Annotated in this window: 17 protein-coding genes; 15 read left to right on the top strand and 2 right to left on the bottom strand. The window is 64.9% G+C overall.

Going from position 1 to position 18,666, the window contains the following annotated elements:
* Positions 1 to 30: 30 nt before the first annotated feature.
* Complete coding sequence (locus THL1_RS19135; RefSeq protein ID WP_069084703.1) at positions 31 to 942, top strand: LysR family transcriptional regulator; 912 nt, start codon at positions 31 to 33, stop codon at positions 940 to 942.
* Positions 943 to 952: 10 nt separating this feature from the next.
* Here THL1_RS19135 and THL1_RS19130 read toward each other — a convergent pair whose 3' ends face one another.
* Complete coding sequence (locus THL1_RS19130; protein ID WP_069084702.1) at positions 953 to 1,840, bottom strand: LysR substrate-binding domain-containing protein; 888 nt, start codon at positions 1,838 to 1,840, stop codon at positions 953 to 955.
* 171 nt (positions 1,841 to 2,011) lie between these two features.
* Between THL1_RS19130 and THL1_RS19125 the strand changes: the two genes are divergently transcribed.
* The 7 genes from THL1_RS19125 to THL1_RS19095 all read left to right on the top strand — a co-directional run bounded on the left by THL1_RS19125 (position 2,012) and on the right by THL1_RS19095 (position 7,642).
* Entirely contained in the window at positions 2,012 to 3,313 is a 1,302-nt protein-coding gene (locus tag THL1_RS19125) for an NAD(P)/FAD-dependent oxidoreductase (protein WP_069084701.1), read from the top strand.
* A gap of 41 nt (positions 3,314 to 3,354) precedes the next feature.
* Positions 3,355 to 4,443 carry a polyamine ABC transporter substrate-binding protein gene (locus tag THL1_RS19120; protein ID WP_069084700.1) on the top strand — a complete coding sequence of 363 codons (1,089 nt, stop codon included), beginning with the start codon at positions 3,355 to 3,357 and terminating at the stop codon, positions 4,441 to 4,443.
* Between the two features lie 124 nt (positions 4,444 to 4,567).
* Entirely contained in the window at positions 4,568 to 5,146 is a 579-nt protein-coding gene (locus THL1_RS19115) for a flavin reductase family protein (RefSeq protein WP_069084699.1), read from the top strand.
* Positions 5,147 to 5,542: 396 nt separating this feature from the next.
* Entirely contained in the window at positions 5,543 to 6,211 is a 669-nt protein-coding gene (locus THL1_RS19110; protein WP_069084698.1) for a TIGR04211 family SH3 domain-containing protein, read from the top strand.
* Between the two features lie 86 nt (positions 6,212 to 6,297).
* A complete protein-coding gene (locus THL1_RS19105; RefSeq protein ID WP_069084697.1) occupies positions 6,298 to 6,528 on the top strand; it encodes a VF530 family DNA-binding protein in 231 nt (76 codons plus the stop codon).
* Positions 6,525 to 7,028, top strand: coding sequence for a GNAT family N-acetyltransferase (locus THL1_RS19100; RefSeq protein WP_069084696.1), 504 nt, complete (start codon positions 6,525 to 6,527; stop codon positions 7,026 to 7,028). Before THL1_RS19105 ends, THL1_RS19100 begins: the two co-directional genes overlap by 4 nt.
* Before the next feature lie 185 nt (positions 7,029 to 7,213).
* Entirely contained in the window at positions 7,214 to 7,642 is a 429-nt protein-coding gene (locus THL1_RS19095) for a nuclear transport factor 2 family protein (protein ID WP_069084695.1), read from the top strand.
* 214 nt (positions 7,643 to 7,856) lie between these two features.
* On the opposite strand, the gene THL1_RS19090 is transcribed toward THL1_RS19095, so the two are convergent.
* Positions 7,857 to 8,777 carry a LysR family transcriptional regulator gene (locus tag THL1_RS19090; RefSeq protein ID WP_069084694.1) on the bottom strand — a complete coding sequence of 307 codons (921 nt, stop codon included), beginning with the start codon at positions 8,775 to 8,777 and terminating at the stop codon, positions 7,857 to 7,859.
* Positions 8,778 to 9,010: 233 nt separating this feature from the next.
* Between THL1_RS19090 and THL1_RS19085 the strand changes: the two genes are divergently transcribed.
* The 7 genes from THL1_RS19085 to THL1_RS19055 all read left to right on the top strand — a co-directional run bounded on the left by THL1_RS19085 (position 9,011) and on the right by THL1_RS19055 (position 18,620).
* Positions 9,011 to 10,501 carry an aldehyde dehydrogenase gene (locus tag THL1_RS19085; protein ID WP_069084693.1) on the top strand — a complete coding sequence of 497 codons (1,491 nt, stop codon included), beginning with the start codon at positions 9,011 to 9,013 and terminating at the stop codon, positions 10,499 to 10,501.
* Between the two features lie 156 nt (positions 10,502 to 10,657).
* Positions 10,658 to 11,710, top strand: coding sequence for an ABC transporter substrate-binding protein (locus tag THL1_RS19080; RefSeq protein ID WP_069084692.1), 1,053 nt, complete (start codon positions 10,658 to 10,660; stop codon positions 11,708 to 11,710).
* 147 nt (positions 11,711 to 11,857) lie between these two features.
* Positions 11,858 to 13,279 carry an APC family permease gene (locus THL1_RS19075; RefSeq protein ID WP_069084691.1) on the top strand — a complete coding sequence of 474 codons (1,422 nt, stop codon included), beginning with the start codon at positions 11,858 to 11,860 and terminating at the stop codon, positions 13,277 to 13,279.
* A gap of 198 nt (positions 13,280 to 13,477) precedes the next feature.
* Entirely contained in the window at positions 13,478 to 14,860 is a 1,383-nt protein-coding gene (locus THL1_RS19070) for an aspartate aminotransferase family protein (RefSeq protein WP_069084690.1), read from the top strand.
* Between the two features lie 136 nt (positions 14,861 to 14,996).
* Positions 14,997 to 16,406: a purine-cytosine permease family protein gene (locus tag THL1_RS19065; RefSeq protein ID WP_069084689.1), complete on the top strand. Its 1,410-nt coding sequence runs from the start codon at positions 14,997 to 14,999 to the stop codon at positions 16,404 to 16,406.
* Positions 16,406 to 17,518 (top strand): class II histone deacetylase, encoded by a 1,113-nt coding sequence (locus THL1_RS19060; protein ID WP_069084688.1) that lies wholly within the window; start codon positions 16,406 to 16,408, stop codon positions 17,516 to 17,518. The genes THL1_RS19065 and THL1_RS19060 overlap by 1 nt, the downstream gene beginning before the upstream one ends.
* 304 nt (positions 17,519 to 17,822) lie before the next feature.
* On the top strand, positions 17,823 to 18,620 hold the full coding sequence (locus tag THL1_RS19055) for an SDR family NAD(P)-dependent oxidoreductase (RefSeq protein ID WP_069084687.1): 798 nt from the start codon (positions 17,823 to 17,825) through the stop codon (positions 18,618 to 18,620).
* The last annotated feature ends 46 nt before the right edge of the window (positions 18,621 to 18,666 follow it).

Raw genomic sequence — 18,666 nt, 5'->3', positions numbered from 1 at the left:
CATAACTTCTTTTCTGAAGCGGAAATAAAAATGGACCGATTGACCGCGCTGGGGATGTTCGTGGCGGCTGCCGAACAGGGCAATTTCAGCCGCGCCGCCGAGCAGCTCGGCACCACGCCGTCCTCGCTGACCAAGGCGGTGGCGCAATTGGAAGAGGGGCTGGGAGCCAAGCTGTTCGAGCGCACCACCCGTCGGATGTCGCTCACCGAGGCCGGGCATATCTACCTGGAAGGCGCGCGCCAGGCGCTGATGCAACTGCAGCTGGCCAGCGAGGGCGTCGAACAGCTGCAGCACGAACTGCGCGGCAGCCTGCGCATCACCGCGCCGCCATCCTTTGCCCCGGCCTTTCTCAACGCCGTCTGCTGTCGCTTCCTGCGCGAACATCCCCACGTTCACCTGGACATGGACCTCAGCGATGAATACGTCGACCTGGTGGACGGCGGCTACGACCTCGCCCTGCGCGATGGCCCCACCGACCTGCCCGGTGTGATCGCCCAGCCCCTGGTGGAGAACCGCATCACCCTCTGCGCCAGCCCGGCGTACCTGGCGCGCCGGGGAGGGGAGGTGACCCTGGACAACTACCTTCAGCACGACTGGCTGATCCTCCGCCATCCGCTGCTCAACCGGCATTTCTGGTGGGTGTCCAGGGGCGAGCAGCGCATCCGCCTCAACCAGCCGGTGCCGCGGGTGTCCAGCGACAGCTACGACTTCCTGCTCGCCTGCCTGCTGGACGGCCAGGGCGTGCAGTTCATCCCGCAATGGAGTGCCGCGCCCTATCTGGCACGGGGCGAACTGGTGGAGGTGATGCCCGAGTACTGGCGCGAGCCCAGCGGCTTTGGCCCGATGGTCTACGTGCTCTACCTCACCCACCGGCGCAACACGCGCAAGGTGAAGGTGTTCATCGAGTACCTCAGGGCGTACTGGCAGACCGTGGCGGAGTAGGGCAATTGCCTCAGGCTTCGACCTGCTGGCGGAACCAGGCCAGTACGGCGGCGCACGCCTTGTGCGTCGCGGCCGAAGGCTGCAGGCGCATCACGTAGGCGCCATCGGTCCGCAGCGGTTCGCCGAAGGGGATCACCAGTACGCCACGCTCCAGTGGCTCCCTGGCCAGGGTCAGGTCGGTCATGGCGATGCCCAGGCCCCGGGCCGCGGCATCGATGGCCAGCTCATCGAGGTTGAAGGAGATGTGCCGGTAGTCCTCCAGGCGTCCACCGCCATGCCGGGCCAGCCAGTACTCCCAGGCTTCCTTGCGTTCGGAGCGGTGCAGGAGGGTGAAGGCCTGCAGGTCATCAGTCGCGCGTAGCGGCTGCTCGCCATCGAGCAGGCCGGGCGCGCAGACGGGCACCAGTCTCTCGTCGAACAGCGTCAGGCAGGCCGGGTCGGTCGAGGGCAGGTCGTGATAGGCGATGTAGGCATCGCTGTCGCTGGTCGCTTCCACTTCCTCGGTGGCGACGGTCTCGATGGCGATCGAGACTTCCGGGTGATGCCGGTAGAAGTCGCTCAGCCGTGGCAGCAGCCAACGTACAGCCAGGGACACATGGAGCCGGATGCGGAACGGACGGTCCTGCGGCGACAGGCGATCTTCCAGGGCGCGCAGCTGCGCCAGGGTGGCCTGGGCGAACTGCAGCACCTGCTCACCTTCGGCGGTGAGTCTGACGTTGCGGCTGTTGCGCTCCAGCAGCGCCACCCCGAAGTGGCTCTCCAGTTGCTGGATCTGTCGGCTCACGGCGCTCTGGGTCAGGCAGAGCACGTCCGCCGCCTGGGTGAAGCTGGATGAGCCCGCCACCATGATGAAGGACTGCAGGGCTTGCAGTGATGGCGGATGGCGAACTTTATCCATGCGTTTTCCGAATTGATCGATGAATTAATAGCGTTGGTTATACCACGGACTGCTCAGTAGATTCTGGTCATGTCGTTGTATGGCTCAAGGCGAATGATGCGTGTGGATCATTCATTGAGGTGCGACGGTTATTCGCAGTGTTTCGACGTCTGGTCGTGGAAGAGGTGCGTCATGAACAACGAATGTGGCTGGCTGAGCCTGGCGGGAATGTCTCCGCCACGCGGGCCGTTGAAGGGGGTGGAGAAAGCCGATTGGCTGGTGGTCGGAGCGGGCATTACCGGCTTGTGCGCGGCGCATTCCCTGGCCGAACTCCACCCCGATGCGCGGATCGTGATCCTCGATCGCCAACGCTCTGCCCAGGGAGCTTCGGCGCGCAACTCGGGGTTCGTGGTTGGCCACGAACAACCGGGGCTGGCTGAACTGGTCAGCGAGAAGGGCTTTGCCGGCTACCTCGACGACAGCCTGATCGCCCGCGAGGCCAATGGCGAAGTGCGCCGGCGCATCGCCCGTCACGGGATCGATTGTGAGTTCAGCGACTCCGGCTACTACTTCGCGGTGCGCGACCCGCGCAAGCTCGAGCGCATTGACGAACGCGTGGAAACGCTGAGGGCCGTCGGGGCATCGGCGGAGCGCCTGGAAGGCGAGGCCCTGGCCCGCAAGCTCGGCACCCGTCATTACCAGGCCGGCATCTGGTGCGGCAACGGCAACGCCTTGATGCAACCGGCCAAGTATGTGAAGGGGCTGCTGGAGGCGCTTCCCGCCAACGTCACGCTCTATGAGGAGACGCCCATCACCGGGCTGGAGCGCCTGGCCAACCGCAGCCTGCGTGCCGTTGGCCCGGAAGGCGCGGTGGAAGCGCCACGGGTGCTGGTGTGCCTGAACGCTTTCACCTCGCGCATCGGCATCCGCGACAGCGGCACATTCGCGATGGAACTCAGCGCCAGCCTGACGCGTCCGCTGACCGACGCGGAGTACCAGGCACTGGGCGGGGTTGAACCCTGGGGCGTGCTGTCTACCCGCCCCCTGGGCGCCACTGTGCGGCTAACGGCGGACCGCCGCATCCTGATGCGCAACACTGCTGAATATCGCCGTCATGACCTCAGCGACCGGCAGCTCATGACGCGCCGTCAGCGGCATCTCGAAGGCCTGCAGCGGCGCTTTCCCTGGCTGCGCGAAGCGGACATCCAGTACAGCTGGACCGGGCACCTGAGCGCCTCGCGCAGCGGCCAGCCCTATTTCGCGCAGGTCGAGGAGGGGCTGTACGCGGCGGCCGGCTGCAATGGTTCCGGGGTAACGCGCGGCACCTTGTGGGGCCGGCTACTCGCCGAGATGGCATCCGGCGGCGACTCCCACCTGCTGCGCATGGTGCTGCGGCGGGCCCAGCCCGGCTGGATTCCCCCCAGCCCCTTCTTCGACATCGGCGCATCGCTGCGGATGGGATACGAAGCCTGCAGAGCGGGCACGGAAGCCTGATTACCGAACTTTCTCCGTGACAACAACAAGGTGAAAACACCATGAAAATCGCCCGACTCTGTCTGCCGCTGCTGTTGGCAGGCTGTTCCACACTGGTACAGGCCGCCGGCGAAGTGCGGGTCTCCAACTGGAGCCAGTACATCGCTGACGACACCCTGAAGAACTTCACCGGGGAAACCGGCATCCAGGTGGTCTACGACATCCATGACAGCAACGAGGTGCTCGAGTCCAAGCTGATGACCGGGAGCACCGGCTACGATGTCGTCAGCCCGTCCAACCACTTCATCTCCAAGCTGATCAAGGCCGGCGCCATCCAGGAGCTCGACCGCAGCCAGCTGCCCAACTGGAAGAACCTCGACCCGGTGCTGATGAAGGTGCTGGAGGTCAACGACCCCGGCAACCGCTATGGCGTCCCCTACATGTGGGGGACCGTGGGCATTGGCTACAACGTCAAGAAGATCGAGGAAATCTTCGGCAGCACCGACATCACCCGCTCCTGGGGCATGCTGCTCAAGGAAGAGAACATCAAGAAACTGAGCCAGTGCGGTGTCGCCATGATCGACAACCCCACGCAGATCCTGCCGATCACCCTGAACTACCTGGGGCTGCCCCATCACAGCCACGACCCGGCGGACTATCGCAAGGCCGAGGCAGCGTTGCTGGCCATCCGGCCCTACATCCAGTACTTCCACCCCTCGAAGTACGTTACCGACCTCGCCAACGGTGATATCTGCGCGGTGATCGGTTTCAACGGCGACATCCTGCAGGCCGGCGCCCGCGCCCAGGAGGCCAACAATGGCGTGACCATCGCCTACTCGATTCCCGATGAAGGCTCGACGCTCTGGTTCGACATGGTGGTGATGCCGCGCAACGCGCCCGACACGCAGGAAGCCTATGCCTACATGAACTACCTGCTGCGCCCTGATGTGATCGCCAACATCAGCAACGCCATCAACTACGCCAACCCCAACCTGCCGGCCAACGCGCTGGTGGCGCCGGCGCTGCGCGACAACCCCGCCATCTACCCGCAGCGCTCGATCATGGACAAGCTGTTCACCGTCGAAGAGCTGCCGTTCAAGGTCACCCGTCTCACCACGCGACTCTGGACCAAGGTCAAGTCGGGTACCTAGCGCGCTAGCCGGTCGCACAGCTCGCTCGGCAGCTGCATAATCACGGCCTTTCCATGCCCCGGGCCGGCCTCCTGGTTGGGAGGCCGGCCCGGATGCGTTCCGTGATCCCCATGCGAGGTTTCCCATGAACGAGCACATCGCGCCCGTGGCGCTGGACCGTGCCTACCGCCTGCTCAACCACGGGCCGACCGTGCTGGTATCTGCCAGTCATGGTGGCGTCGACAACGTGATGGCAGCGGCCTGGTCCTGCGCCCTGGACTTCTCCCCGCCCAAGGTCACCCTGGTGCTGGACAAGGCCACGCGGACCCGCGAACTGGTGGAGAACAGCGGCTATTTCGCGCTGCAGGTGCCCAACCTCGGCCAGCTCGACCTCACCTACAAGGTGGGCACCCGCAGCCTCAAGGAGCTGCCGGACAAACTGGCGCAAAGCGGCGTCGAGCTGTTCCGCATGGATGGCCTGGACGTGCCGCTGGTGGCCGGCAGCTCCGCCTGGCTGGTCTGCAAACTGATTCCCGAGCCCCACAACCAGCAGACCTACGACCTGTTCATCGGCGAAGTGGTGGGCGCCTGGGCGGATACCCGCGTATTCAAGGACGGCCACTGGCAGTTCGAACAGGCCGAGGATCGTTGGCGCAGCCTGCACTACATCGCCGGTGGTCACTTCTATGCCATCGGCGAGGCGGCAGTGGCGCGGGAAGAGTGACCTTGTTGGTGTGGGAGCGATTTCAATCGCGAATGAATTCGCTCCCACTGGGCCCCGACTTCAGTCAAGGGTGGACCACGCTTCACCGGTCCAGCATTCGAGGCCCGGCATAGCGCCGCTGGTGGATGGAAAAGCGCCATCCACCCTTGTGGCTAAGGCGTTGACATGGAGTCTCCCACAGAGCGCCCACCTGGCTTTCCACCGCCCATCCACTCCCGTGAACTCCTGCCGCGCGCCTGCTGTCTGTCTGCTGTCGGCCCATCCGGGGGGAGAGCATGGCCATTCGCTAGTTGGGCCATTCACCCTGATCGCGTTCCTGTCTGCTGCAATTCGCCTGGCCGGCTTTTTTTCGCGCCCGTTTCCGGGTTCCGTTCATTGCCAAGTGAAGATTGCCCAATGCGCCTATCCCGTCGTGTTTCCGCCTGTTTTTCCTCGCTCCAGACCCGCGCTCTCGCGGCCTGCCTGTCAGGCGGCCTGCTGGTGGCCGGTGCCTCGGTTCAGGCCGAGGAGGCTGCCGGCAATACGCGTTGGGTGAGCGACACGCTGAGCGCCTATGTACGCAGCGGACCCACCGACGGCTACCGCATCGTCGGTACGCTCACCTCCGGGCAGAAGGTCGAGCTGTTGCGCACCCAGGATGACTACAGCCAGGTACGCGGCGAGAACGGCAGCGCCGTGTGGATTCCCAGCCGCGACCTGCAGGACCTGCCCGGCCAGACCCAGCGCCTGCCGCAACTGGAGCAGAAGGTGGCGGAACTCAGCGCTGAGCTGGAAGGCATCAACGACACGTGGAAGACCCGCGTACAGGGCATGCAGGAGACGCTGGATTCGCGCAAGGCGCTGATTGACGAGCTGCAGGCCGCGCGCGCCTCGCTCGATGGCGAGTTGAGCCAGGCCCGCTCGGAGTTGCGCGAGGTGCAGGCGCAGTTGGGTGACGAGAACAAGCAGGTGCTGATGCGCTACATGGTTTATGGGGGCAGCATCGCCGGGGCCGGGCTGCTGGTCGGCCTGATCCTGCCGACCATGCTGCGCGTGCGGCGCAAGCGTAATGACCAGTGGGTTTGATGACCCACCCCCGCTGCCTTGCAGACTGGCGCCGGCCGCTGCTCTAAACTGCCGGCTTATTTCCGAGCCACCGATCAAGGCGCGCCATGACTCAAACTCCGAACGACCCGCTGCATGGCGTTACGCTGGAAAAACTGCTCACCGAACTGGTCGCCCACTACGGCTGGGACGGGTTGGCCAACCGCATCGATATCCGCTGCTTCAAGAACGACCCCAGTATCAAGTCGAGCCTGTCTTTCCTGCGAAAGACGCCCTGGGCGCGGGAGAAGGTCGAGGCGCTGTTCATCCAGCTGCGTCGGCGCGAGTCCAGGCCATGAGCGACGTCACCGTCGAGCTGGTGCAGACCGGCCCGGAGCAGGCGGAGCTGATCCGCAACCTCTACCAGTTCTATGCCTACGAGTCCTCGGATTGGGAGCAGGAGGACGTGGAGGTCGATGGCCGCTTCTACATCCACGACGAGCATCTCGCCCGCTACTGGAGCGAGCCGCAGTGGAGTGCCAGCCTGATCCTGGTCGATGGCTTCATCGCCGGTTTCCTGCTGATCGAGCGCAGCGAGTTGCCGGGGCTCGACGCCCTGGAGCTGGCGGACCTGTTCATCCTGAAAAAGTACCGTCGGCTGGGCATCGGCCGCGCCCTGGTCATACAGGTGCTGACGAGCGGGGAGGGTGACTGGCTCGTGCGTTTTTATCGCGAAGATGAAGCGGCCCTGGCGTTCTGGCGCGCGGTGCTGGATGAGTTGCCACGGCCGGTGCGCGCCATCGAGCCGGATGACGATCCGCAGTTGCTGAGCTTCCTGGTGACGCGGGCGATTCACTGAGCGGGGCCGGCTGGCTGCCTCAACCGGCATGCGCCAGCAGCTGTTCGACAGGATCATTCAACTGTCATTTTCGATCATTGAGCCGGGGTGTTCCGGGTCGTATCGTCCGTCGGCATGCGACTGATCGGCGCCCGGATTCGCGCCGAGCGAGCCTCCACAAAAACAATGATCGAGAGGAACACAGGATGACCGAACTGAACCTGCACCCCCAGGCCGCCGCTTCCCTGCAACGCTGGCACGAGATGATCGACCAGCGCGACCTCAGCGCCTTGCCCGAACTCCTGGCCGCGGACGCGGTGTTCCGCTCGCCCATGGCGCACACCCCCTATCCCGGCGCGGCGGTGGTCGCGACCATCCTCAACACGGTCATCAAGGTCTTCGTCGACTTCACCTACCACCGCCAGTTGGCCTCGGACGACGGCCTCAGCGTAGTGCTGGAGTTCAGCGCCAAGGTCAATGGGCGTGACTTGAAAGGCATCGACATGATCCGTTTCGACGAGCAGGGCAAGATCGTCGATTTCGAGGTCATGGTCCGCCCCATGAGCGGCCTGCAGGCGCTGGGTGAAGAGATGGCCCGGCGCGTGGGGCCGTATCTGGCCGCCGCCAAGGGGTAAGGCCGGGGGCGGGAGCCTTCAATCGATCCGCCAAGGGGCAGTCCGTTGCCCGTTGCATGCAGGGATCGTTGGGTTTCGCCGCGCGCTACGCCATCCTACGAAGAGATCTGTACTTCGTAGGATGGGTTGAGGCACGAAACCCATCGGGCGGAGTGACAGGGGGCGTGGATCGTTGGGTTTCGCTCCGCTCTAGCGGAACGCCGCCCGCACCAACCTACGGTTTGTCCTGGGTCTTCTGTGCCAGGCGTTCGCGGCAGAAGTCCACGAACAGCTGCGCCGGCTTGGTGAGTTGTCCGCGTTTCAAGCGGGCGGCCACCAGGCCGGAGGTGGCGACGGGTTCGGTGATGTCGACGGTGACCACCCGTTTGCCGTCGTAGGTGCATTCCGAATGGGGGCGGGTGACCAGCAGGGAGAAGCCGAAGCCCTGGCCCACCATGCCGCGCACCATCTCGATCGAAGGCGAGCTGAAGACGATATTGGGCGTCAGGCCCAGCTCGTGGAACAGACTGACGAAGTAGGTCCGGCTCGGCTGCACATCGAGCAGGATCATCGGCTCCAGGCAGAGGTCGCGCAGGGACACCTGGGCCTGGCTGGCGAAGCGGTGGTTCTCCGGCAACAGGGCGTAGGGCTTCTGTGGTGGCATCAGCGGTTCGGTGGCGATAGTGCTGTCCAGGTCGTGCTCGTAGAGGAAGGCCAGGTCGAAGGTGCCGGCAGTCAGGCCCTGTACCAGTTCCTGCTGCTCGCCGTCGCGGATGCGGATATCCACGCCGGGATACTGCTCACGAAAGCCGGCGATCAGTTGCGGCAGGTAGAGCGGGGCGACGGTTTCAAAACAGCCGATGTCGATCTGCCCGGCGACGATGTCGTTATCAGCCAGGGCGTTCTGTTCGAACTCGCGGGCTACCCGCAGCAGCTCCTGGGCCTTCTGGTAGAAGCGCGTGCCGCTGGGCGTCAGCGACACGCCCTGGGCGTGGTGGCGGATGAATAGCTGCACGCCAAAGCTTTCCTCCAGGCCCTTGATGGCGGTGGAGATGGACGGCTGGGCGATGTACAGCTTGCGCGAGGCTTCGGCCACGCTGCCGGCCTCGACCGTCGTCACGAAGTACCTGAGTTGTCGCAAGGTATAGGAAGCCACGGGCACCTCCGCTGCTAATCGGCCGCTGGCGCTGGGCGGGCGGCTCATGCTTCTTGTGTTGTGTGGGCTGCACCATACCCCAGACGCGCTGCATGAGGCCCGATGAGCTGCCGAGCTTTTTCATATGTCTCGAGCATATTTTTAATAATTTTCCTCTGCCGGAAGCTGGCGCACCATCTGCCTCGACCCGAATAACAACATGACCGCACACACGGTCGATCTGGGAGAGCAGCGTGTTCGATCTCGGCTATTGGCAGCAACGGGCTGCCCGGCAAGCATTCACTGACAAGGCGCTGATCGGCGGCCGCCAGGTGGCCGCCGCGTCCGGCGAAACCTTCGACTCGATCAACCCGGCTACCAATCAGTTGCTGGCCCGCGTTGCCGCCTGCGGCGAAGCCGAGGTGGACCTGGCCGTACGCACCGCCCGCCGCGCCTTCAACGAAGGGCCCTGGGCGCGCATGGCGCCGGTGGAGCGCAAGAAGGTGCTGCTGCGTCTCTCCGAACTGATGCTGGCTCACCGCGAAGAACTGGCCCTGCTGGATTCGCTGAACATGGGCAAGCCGGTGATGGACGCCTACAACATCGACGTGCCCGGCGCCGCCCACGTGTTCGCCTGGTACGGCGAGGCCCTGGACAAGCTCTACGACCAGGTGGCACCTACCGCGGCGAATGCCCTGGCCACCATCACCCGCGAAGCGCTGGGCGTAGTCGCCGCAGTAGTACCGTGGAACTTCCCCCTCGACATGGCTGCCTGGAAGCTGGCCCCGGCCCTGGCCGCCGGCAACAGCGTGGTGCTGAAACCCGCTGAGCAGTCGCCATTCTCCGCCCTGCGCCTGGCCGAGCTGGCGCTGGAAGCCGGTTTGCCGGAGGGCGTGCTGAACGTGGTGCCGGGCCTGGGCGAAAGCGCTGGCAAGGCGCTGGGCCTGCACCCGGATGTGGATTGCCTGGTGTTCACCGGCTCCACCCAGGTGGGCAAATACTTCATGCAGTACTCGGCCCAGTCCAACCTCAAGCAGGTCTGGCTGGAATGCGGCGGCAAGAGCCCGAACCTGATATTCGAAGACTGCCGCGACCTGGACCTGGCCGCCGAGAAGGCCGCCTTCGGCATTTTCTTCAACCAGGGTGAGGTCTGCTCGGCCAACTCGCGCCTCTATGTGCAGCGCTCCATCCGCGATGAATTCATCGAACGCCTGCTGGCCAAGGCCCGCGACTGGATGCCCGGCGACCCGCTGGACCCGGCCAGTCGCGCTGGCGCCATCGTCGACGCCGGGCAGGCCGCACGCATCATGGCCTTCATTGAGGGCGCGCAAGGGGAGGGCGCACGGCTGCTTGCCGGTGGTCGTCGCCTGTCCTTCAACGGTTCAAGCAACTTCATTGAACCCACCGTCTTCGCCGATGTGAGCAGCGACATGCAGCTGGCCCGTGAAGAGGTGTTCGGCCCGGTGCTGGCCGTCAGTACCTTCGATACCGAAGAAGAGGCGCTACGCCTGGCCAATGACAGCATCTACGGCCTGGCGGCTTCGGTGTGGAGCGATGACCTGCATCGCGCCCACCGCGTGGCCCGCGCGCTCAAGGCGGGCACGGTGTCGGTGAACACGGTGGACGCCCTGGACGTCACCGTGCCTTTCGGCGGCGGCAAGCAGTCCGGCTTCGGCCGCGACCTCTCGCTGCATTCCTTCGACAAGTACAGCCAACTGAAGACCACCTGGTTCCAGCTGCGCTGAGGTCGCGATGACGACCCGGCCGCACGCCCCTGCAGCGCGCGGCCGCCCATAACAAGAAACACCCTCCGGTTGCGTGGTGCACGCACGGGTTCACGGCTTCCTGGCCACGACTGCCTCAGCAACTGACCACAACTTACAAGTAGTGAGGGAGTTTTCATGCTCAAGTCCTTCCCGTGCCTCCGTGCCACCCTCGGTTTCGCCCTGCTGGCCACTGCCAGCGTGCCGGCCCTGGCCCAGTCCTCCAGCCTCACCGTGATTTCCTTCGGCGGTGCCACCAAGGCCGCGCAGGATGCGGCCTATTTCAAACCCTTCGAACAAAGCGGCGCCGCCAGGGTGGTGGCCGGCGAATACAACGGCGAGTTGTCCAAGGTGAAGGCCATGGTCGACATCGGCCAGGTCACCTGGGATGTGGTGGAAGTGGAAGGCCCCGAGCTGTTGCGTGGCTGCGAGGAGGGGCTGTTCGAACGTATCGACCCGGCCGTGCTCGGCGAGTCGGCCAGTTTCATGCCCGGCACCGTCAGCGAATGCGGTGTGGCCAGTTACGTCTGGTCCATGGTACTGGCCTACAACGCCGACAAGCTGGCCAGCGCGCCCAGCTCCTGGGCGGACTTCTGGGATACCCAGCGCTTCCCGGGTAAGCGCGGTCTGCGCAAGGGCGCCAAGTACACCCTGGAGGCTGCGCTGCTGGCCGACGGAGTGAAGCGCGAAGACCTCTACAAGGTGCTGGAAACCCCGGAAGGCGTTGCCCGCGCCTTCCGCAAGCTGGATGAACTCAAACCGAACATCCAGTGGTGGGAAGCCGGCGCCCAGCCGCCGCAATGGCTGGTGGCCGGCGACGTGGTGATGTCTGCTGCCTACAACGGTCGCATCGCCGCCGCCCAGAAAGAGGGTTCGAAGCTCGCCATCGTCTGGAACGGCAATCTCTACGACCCGGACCACTGGGCCATCGTTCGCGGCAGCCCGAACAAGGCGCTGGCCGAACGTTTCATCGTCTTTGCCAGCCAGGCGAAACCCCAGCAAGCCTTCTCCAGCCAGATCCCTTACGGCCCCGTGCACAAGGACGCCCTGGCCGCCTTGCCCGCCGCCACCCAGGCGCAACTGCCCACCGCGCCGGCCAACCTGGCCGAGGCGCAGCTGGTGAGTGCGGAGTTCTGGGTCAACCACGGCGAGGAGCTGGAAGAGCGCTTCAACGCCTGGGCGGCACGCTGAGGTTTGCGTCCCACCGGCGTCGGCAGGTTCGGCCGCCGGGTGGGGCGTGACAGGTGAGGTCGGCAATCCGTCGAGCTTCGCCCTACCAGGCCCGCCGCCTTCCACGGCCAGGCGGGCACACAACAAGTACAAGATCGGGAGAGTGTCATGAGTGCAAGTGTGTCCGTTGCTGCCCAAGGGCAAGCGGAAGAGGGCGGATTCCGCCGGGTGCTGGGTCTGGGAGCGCTGCTATCGGTGGCCATCGGCCTGGTGGTGTCTCAGGGTGTGATGGTGCTGATGCTGCAAGGCGCGGGTTTCTCCGGGCTGGGCTTCATCGTGCCGCTGGGGCTGGCCTATCTGTTGGCCTTGAGCTACGCGTTTTCCTTCTCGGAACTGTCGCTGATGATCCCGCGTGCCGGCGGTCTGTCCAGCTACACCGAGGTTGCGCTGGGGCATTTCCCTGCGATCCTGGCGACCTTCTCCGGCTACGTCGTGGTGGCGATGTTCGCCCTGTCGGCCGAGCTGCTGCTGCTCGACTTGATCGTCGGCAAGGTCTACCCGGGCGTTTTCCCACCCTTCACCGTCGCCTTTGGTGTGCTCGGAATGTTCACCGTGCTCAACCTCATGGGGATCGACATCTTCGCCAAGCTGCAGACCGCCCTGGCGGTGATCATGGTGTTCGTGCTCCTGCTGCTGGGTATCGCCGCAATCGTCGAGGGCGCGTCCACGGAAACCGCCAGCACCGTGCTGCAGAGTGACTGGAACCCGATGGGAGCCGGTGTCCTGACCCTCACCGCGCTGGCTGTGTGGGGCTTCGTCGGCGCCGAGTTCGTCTGCCCGCTGGTGGAAGAAACCAAGCGGCCCGAGCGCAACATCCCGCGCTCGATGATCATCGGCCTCACGGTGATCTTCATCACCATCGCGCTCTACTGCCTGGGTGCCCTGTTCCTGGTGCCGCAGGAGGCGCTGACCACCGATGCCTTGCCGCACTACCTGTTCGCCACCAAGGTGTTCGGCAAGGCAGGTGAGCTGTTCCTGGTGATCGCTTCGGTGACCGCCACCTTCAGCACCCTGAACTCCTCGCTCGCCTCCATTCCGCGCATGCTCTACGGCATGGCGCAGAACGGCCAGGCCTTCCCGGTGTTCAAGCGCCTCAGCCCGCGTGCCCGCACCCCCTGGGTATCGGTGCTGTTCGTGTCGGCGATTACCGGCCTGCCGATCCTGGTGCTGGGGCAGGACGCCGCGTCGGTCAACCTGCTGCTGCTGGCTGCCGCGCTGGCCTGGCTGCTGGCCTACATCATCGTCCACCTGGATGTGATCGCCCTGCGTCGCCGTTACCCGGCCATCGCTCGTCCGTTCAGGACGCCTTTCTATCCGTGGCCGCAAATCTTCGGCATCGCCGGGATGTTCTACGCCATCTGGTACGCCTCGCCGAGCCCGGACATGACCGGCAAGATCTTTGGCATCGCCGGTGTGGTACTGGCCCTGGTGTCGCTGATTGCGGTCGTTTGGATCAAGGTGGTGATGAAGAAACCGCTGTTCCAGCCTGAACCCCTGGAGCAGGTCGCCGGCGAAGCCGCTGACCGCTGATCGATTTATCCGGGGTGCGCCACGCCCCGACCTCGCCCGGCTTCTTGCCGGGCCTTGCCCGCCGTGCGCCCGGCACTGGAGCGCGGCGGGCAGGGCAGCTTTTTCATATAGCGCGAAGACATATTTAGTATTTTCCCTGCCCATCGGCTTCAGCCAGCATCGGTATCACTGAATACCGGGACGAGGAGACCCCTAACAATGAACGCTCAATTCCAGGCCCAACGCGAAACCCGTGACTACCAGGCAGCCGATGCGGCCCACCACATCCATGCCTTCCTCGACCAGAAAGCACTGAACGCCGAAGGGCCGCGAGTGATCGTTGGCGGCGAACGCCTCCACCTCTGGGACAACGACGGCAAGCGCTATCTCGACGGCATGTCCGGCCTCTGGTGCACCAACCTCGGCTATGGCCGCAAGGATCTCACCGTGGCTGCCACCCGCCAGCTGGAGCAGCTGCCGTACTACAACATGTTCTTCCACACCACCCACCCGGCGGTGGTGGAACTGTCCGAACTGCTGTTCAGCCTGCTGCCAGGCCACTACAGCCACGCCATCTACACCAACTCAGGCTCCGAGGCGAACGAGGTGCTGATCCGCACCGTGCGCCGCTACTGGCAGATCCTCGGCAAGCCCGAGAAGAAGATCATGATCGGCCGCTGGAACGGCTACCACGGCTCCACCCTGGGCGCCACGGCGCTGGGCGGGATGAAGTTCATGCACGAGATGGGCGGCATGCTGCCGGACATCGCCCACATCGACGAGCCGTATTTCTACGCCAATGGCGGCGACCTGACCCCGGAGGAATTCGGCCTGCGCGCCGCGCGCCAGCTGGAGGAGAAAATCCTCGAACTGGGCGCCGACAAGGTTGCCGCTTTCGTCGCCGAACCCTTCCAGGGCGCGGGCGGCATGATCTTCCCGCCGGAAACCTACTGGCCGGAAATCCAGCGCATCTGCCGCAAGTACGACGTGCTGCTGTGCGCGGATGAAGTGATCGGCGGCTTCGGCCGTACCGGCGAGTGGTTCGCCCACCAGCACTTCGGCTTCGAGCCGGACACCCTGTCCATCGCCAAGGGCCTGACCTCCGGCTACATCCCCATGGGCGGTCTGATCCTCAGCAAGCGCATGGCCGCGGCACTGGTGGAGCAGGGCGGTGTGTTCGCTCACGGCCTGACCTACTCCGGTCACCCGGTAGCGGCGGCGGTGGCTCTGGCCAACCTCAAGGCGCTGCGCGATGAAGGCGTGGTGACCCAGGTGAAGACCGACACCGGCCCGTACCTGCAACAGTGCCTGCGTGAAGTGTTCGGCAACCACCCATTGGTGGGCGACATCCAGGGCGCGGGCTTCGTTGCCGCGCTGCAGCTGGCCGAAGACAAGGCCACCCGCAAGCGCTTCGACAACGAGAACGACATCGCCTGGCGCTGCCGCACCATCGGTTTCGAGGAAGGGCTGATCATCCGCTCCACCCTGGGTCGCATGATCATGGCGCCGGCGCTCGTAGCCACTCGCGGCGAGATCGACGAGCTGGTGAGCAAGACCAAGATCGCGGTAGATCGCACCGCACAAGAGTTGGGACGCCTCTAAGTCCCTTTCGACTGCCCCGGTCCGGCTCTGGACCGGGGCAGCCATTCCCTGATCTGCGCTGATGACGGTGGTGCCTCGGTTTGCTCCGGACTGCCGGGGCGGCGCTCATCCCCAAGAAACGAGTGCGAGACCTGGCATGCACAACAATGACAATCCGCAGGCTCCGGCGCTGGAACTGAGTACGATCCAGCCGATCGCCGCCGAGGAGCGCCATGGGCGACCTCGGGATCTGTTTACCATCTGGTTCGGCTGCAACCTGATCCTGTTGACCGTAATTACCGGCGCCCTGGCGGTGACCGTGTTCAAGCTGCCCTTCGTTTCCGCACTGGCGGCCTTGGTGCTGGGCAACCTGGTGGGAGGCGTGTTCATGGCCCTGCACTCGGCCCAGGGGCCGCAGCTGGGCGTCCCGCAGATGGTACAGACCCGCGGGCAGTTCGGTTCCTTCGGCTCGTTGCTGGTCGTGGGCCTGGTGGTAGTGATGTACCTCGGCTTCTTCGCCTCCAATCTGGTACTGGGTGGCCAGTCCCTGCACGGTCGGTTCCCTGCGATCGACACCCACTTCGGCATCCTGCTGGTCGGGGCCATCAGCCTGGTGGCGGCCTCGGTCGGCTACCGCCTTATCCATGTCTATACCCGTGTGATGACTTATCTTTCGGGCGCGGTATTGCTGCTCGCCTTCTTCTGGCTGGTGTTCGTCCACGGGCTGCCAGCGGACTTCCTCGAGCGCAACGAAACCACCCTGGCCGGCTTCCTCGGCACCTTGTCGGTAGCCGCGCTCTGGCAACTGGCCTACGCGCCCTATGTCTCCGACTACTCCCGTTACCTGCCGGAGGCCACCGGATCCCGCAGTGCGTTCTGGTCCAGCTACTGGGGCTGCTGCCTGGGATCGCTGCTGCCCATGCTGCTCGGGGTCATGGTGGCCCTCAGCATCGATGGCGATGACGTGGTGGGCGGCCTGATCGCCGCAACCGGCGGCCTCAGTGGCCTGTTGGTGGCGGTGCTTTCCATCGGCATTGCCGCCACCAACGCCATGAACCTGTACTGCGGCGCCCTGTCCACCATCACCGTGGGACAGACCCTGGTGCCGTCGTGGTCGGCCCGTGCCGGTGCACGCATCCTAATCTCGCTGATCCTCTTTGGCGGCTCGCTCGCCCTGGCACTGCTCGGCCAGGACGACTTCCTGGCCAACTACACCAATTTCATTCTCCTGCTGTTGTACGTGCTGGTGCCCTGGAGCGCGATCAACCTGGTGGACTACTACCTGGTGGCCCATGGTCGCTACGACCTGCCGTCGTTCTTCCGTCGCGATGGTGGCCTCTACGGTCGCTGCAACTGGACGGCGGTCAACTGCTACGTGCTGGGCATCCTGGTGCAGATCCCCTTCATGTCCACCGCCCTCTATACCGGCCCGGTGGCGCGCGCCATGGACGGTGCCGATATTTCCTGGATCGTTGGCCTGGGTGTGATCTCGCCGGTTTACTACCTGGCCTGCCGCCTCGGCGGCCGGACCCGTGCCCTGGCCCAGAGCGCTCAAGGAGGTGCCTGATGACCCGTCGTACCGGATTCTTTTTCGACGAGCGCTGTTTCTGGCACGCCGCAGGGCTGCATAGCCTGGTGCTGCCGGTGGGGGGCTGGCTGCAGCCGCCAAGCGGCTCCGGCCATGCCGAATCGCCGGAAACCAAACGCCGGCTGAAGAGCCTGATGGACGTGTCCGGACTGAGTGATCGCCTGGTGCTGTCCAGCGCGCCGATGGCCGCCGAGAGCGACCTGCTGCGGGTCCATCCGACCCATTACCTGGAACGCTTCAAGGCCATGAGCGATGCCGGTCACGGTGAGCTGGGCGAGGAGGCCGCCGTCGGGCCGGGCACCTATGAAATCGCCCGGCAGTCGGCGGGGCTGGCCATTGCCGCCGTGGATGCCGTACTGCGTGGCGAGCTGGACAACGCCTATGCCCTGTCGCGCCCGCCGGGCCACCACTGCCTGGCGGATCGCGGCATGGGGTTCTGCTACCTGGCGAACATTGCAATCGCCGTAGAAACCGCCAAGGCCCGCCACGGTGTCGGTCGGGTCGCGGTGCTGGACTGGGACGTACACCACGGCAACGGCACCCAATCGATCTTCTACGGCCGCGACGATGTGCTGACCCTGTCGATCCACCAGGACAACTGCTTCCCTGTCGGTCAGGGCGCAGTGGAGGAGCGGGGCACAGGCGCCGGGCTTGGCTGCAACCTCAACCTGCCATTGTTCCCCGGCAGCGGCGACGATGCCTACCGCTATGCCATGGAGCGGGTCATCGTGCCGGCGCTGGAACGTTTCGAACCGGAGTTGATAGTGGTCGCCTGCGGCTTCGACGCCAATGGCGTGGACCCGCTGGCGCGGATGCTGTTGCACAGTGAATCCTTCCGTTCCATGACGGCCATGCTGCGGGAAGCGGCCGACCGGCTCTGTGGCGGGCGGCTGGTGCTGGTTCACGAAGGGGGCTATGCGGAGGCCTACGTGCCGTTCTGCGGCCATGCGGTAATCGAAGAGTTGGCCGGCGTGCGGACTGCAGTGGAGGACCCCTTCCTGCCGATGCTGGAAGGGCAGCAGCCTAACGCAGAGTTCGTTGCCTTCCAGCGGCAGGCGATCGATCGGATGGCGGCAGCACTGCTGGGTTGAGAACACATCGCGGTGGCAATCACCGCGCAGAAGTCGGGGCTGTTTCCAGCCCCGCTACGGACTGCCGGCGACCAGGGCCGGCGGTCCGTTACCACAGCTGCTAGGCAGTGTTACGGCGCCCGGGATTGCTGCCCGCGCGCCGTTTTTTTTGGCGGGATTCTGGTTCGGGATAAATCAAACCCTGCGGGGATTTATTGGCCCTCGTCGCGACGAATGGTTTGAGTGGGTATATTGCGCTTGTAATATTACGAGTGTAATTTAAGTCCATCGCTCAATCACGAGCACCTTCCCCGGAGACAGAACCATGAGCGAACAGAAGCACCAAGGCGTTGCCCTGATCACTGGCGCGTCCACTGGCATCGGCGCCACCTATGCCAGGCGCCTGGCCGAACGGGGCCATGACCTGCTGCTGGTCGCCCGTGACCAGGGGCGCCTGGAAGCGCTGGCCGCCACGCTGCGCGAAACCGCCGGTGTGAAGGTGGAAGTGCTGAAGGCCGACCTGACCGACAAGGCCGACCTGACCCGCGTGGCCCAGCGCCTGCGCAGCGATGCCGCCATCAGCGTGCTGGTGAACAACGCCGGCGTGGCCGTCAGCGGCAGCCTGCTGGACACTGATCTGGACCGCTTCGATGCCATGATCCAGCTCAACGTAGTGGCCGTGACGCACCTGGCCGCCGCCGCTGCCGCCAACTTCGTCGCCCAGGGGCGCGGCACCCTCATCAACATCGCCTCGGTGCTGGCGCTGGCGCCGGAAATGTTCAACGGCACCTACAGCGGTACCAAGGCGTTCGTGCTCAACCTCAGCCAGTCGCTGAATGCCGAAGTGAAAGACAAGGGCGTGCGCGTGCAAGTGGTGCTGCCGGGTGCGACCCGTACCGAAATCTGGGAACGCTCGGGCACCGGGATCGAGAACATCCCCCAGGAAATCCTGATGGACGTGGGCGAGATGGTCGACGCCGCGCTGGCCGGCCTGGACCAGGGCGAGCTGGTGAGCATCCCCTCGCTGCCGGACAAGGACGATTGGGAGCGCTTTACCGCCGCCCGATTCCATATGGCGCCGAACCTGTCGCGTTCGTCAGCAGCGGATCGTTACAAGGCCTGATCGGCCCCAGACGGCAAAAGGCCGGGCACATGCCCGGCCTTTTGCT

Source organism: Pseudomonas sp. TCU-HL1 (genome assembly GCF_001708505.1).
Classification (GTDB): domain Bacteria; phylum Pseudomonadota; class Gammaproteobacteria; order Pseudomonadales; family Pseudomonadaceae; genus Metapseudomonas.
This window is presented reverse-complemented; position numbering and strand designations above follow the sequence as displayed.

What these genes read in the sequence shown, in the direction of transcription:
- THL1_RS19095 (WP_069084695.1), top strand. Translation starts at nt 7,214, where the DNA reads ATGACCGAACTGAACCTGCACCCCCAGGCCGCCGCTTCCCTGCAACGC.
- THL1_RS19080 (WP_069084692.1), top strand. Translation starts at nt 10,658, where the DNA reads ATGCTCAAGTCCTTCCCGTGCCTCCGTGCCACCCTCGGTTTCGCCCTG.
- THL1_RS19100 (WP_069084696.1), top strand. Translation starts at nt 6,525, where the DNA reads ATGAGCGACGTCACCGTCGAGCTGGTGCAGACCGGCCCGGAGCAGGCG.
- THL1_RS19115 (WP_069084699.1), top strand. Translation starts at nt 4,568, where the DNA reads ATGAACGAGCACATCGCGCCCGTGGCGCTGGACCGTGCCTACCGCCTG.
- THL1_RS19075 (WP_069084691.1), top strand. Translation starts at nt 11,858, where the DNA reads ATGAGTGCAAGTGTGTCCGTTGCTGCCCAAGGGCAAGCGGAAGAGGGC.
- THL1_RS19060 (WP_069084688.1), top strand. Translation starts at nt 16,406, where the DNA reads ATGACCCGTCGTACCGGATTCTTTTTCGACGAGCGCTGTTTCTGGCAC.
- THL1_RS19070 (WP_069084690.1), top strand. Translation starts at nt 13,478, where the DNA reads ATGAACGCTCAATTCCAGGCCCAACGCGAAACCCGTGACTACCAGGCA.
- THL1_RS19125 (WP_069084701.1), top strand. Translation starts at nt 2,012, where the DNA reads ATGAACAACGAATGTGGCTGGCTGAGCCTGGCGGGAATGTCTCCGCCA.
- THL1_RS19120 (WP_069084700.1), top strand. Translation starts at nt 3,355, where the DNA reads ATGAAAATCGCCCGACTCTGTCTGCCGCTGCTGTTGGCAGGCTGTTCC.
- THL1_RS19055 (WP_069084687.1), top strand. Translation starts at nt 17,823, where the DNA reads ATGAGCGAACAGAAGCACCAAGGCGTTGCCCTGATCACTGGCGCGTCC.
- THL1_RS19065 (WP_069084689.1), top strand. Translation starts at nt 14,997, where the DNA reads ATGCACAACAATGACAATCCGCAGGCTCCGGCGCTGGAACTGAGTACG.
- THL1_RS19130 (WP_069084702.1), bottom strand. Translation starts at nt 1,840, where the DNA reads ATGGATAAAGTTCGCCATCCGCCATCACTGCAAGCCCTGCAGTCCTTC.
- THL1_RS19110 (WP_069084698.1), top strand. Translation starts at nt 5,543, where the DNA reads ATGCGCCTATCCCGTCGTGTTTCCGCCTGTTTTTCCTCGCTCCAGACC.
- THL1_RS19105 (WP_069084697.1), top strand. Translation starts at nt 6,298, where the DNA reads ATGACTCAAACTCCGAACGACCCGCTGCATGGCGTTACGCTGGAAAAA.
- THL1_RS19135 (WP_069084703.1), top strand. Translation starts at nt 31, where the DNA reads ATGGACCGATTGACCGCGCTGGGGATGTTCGTGGCGGCTGCCGAACAG.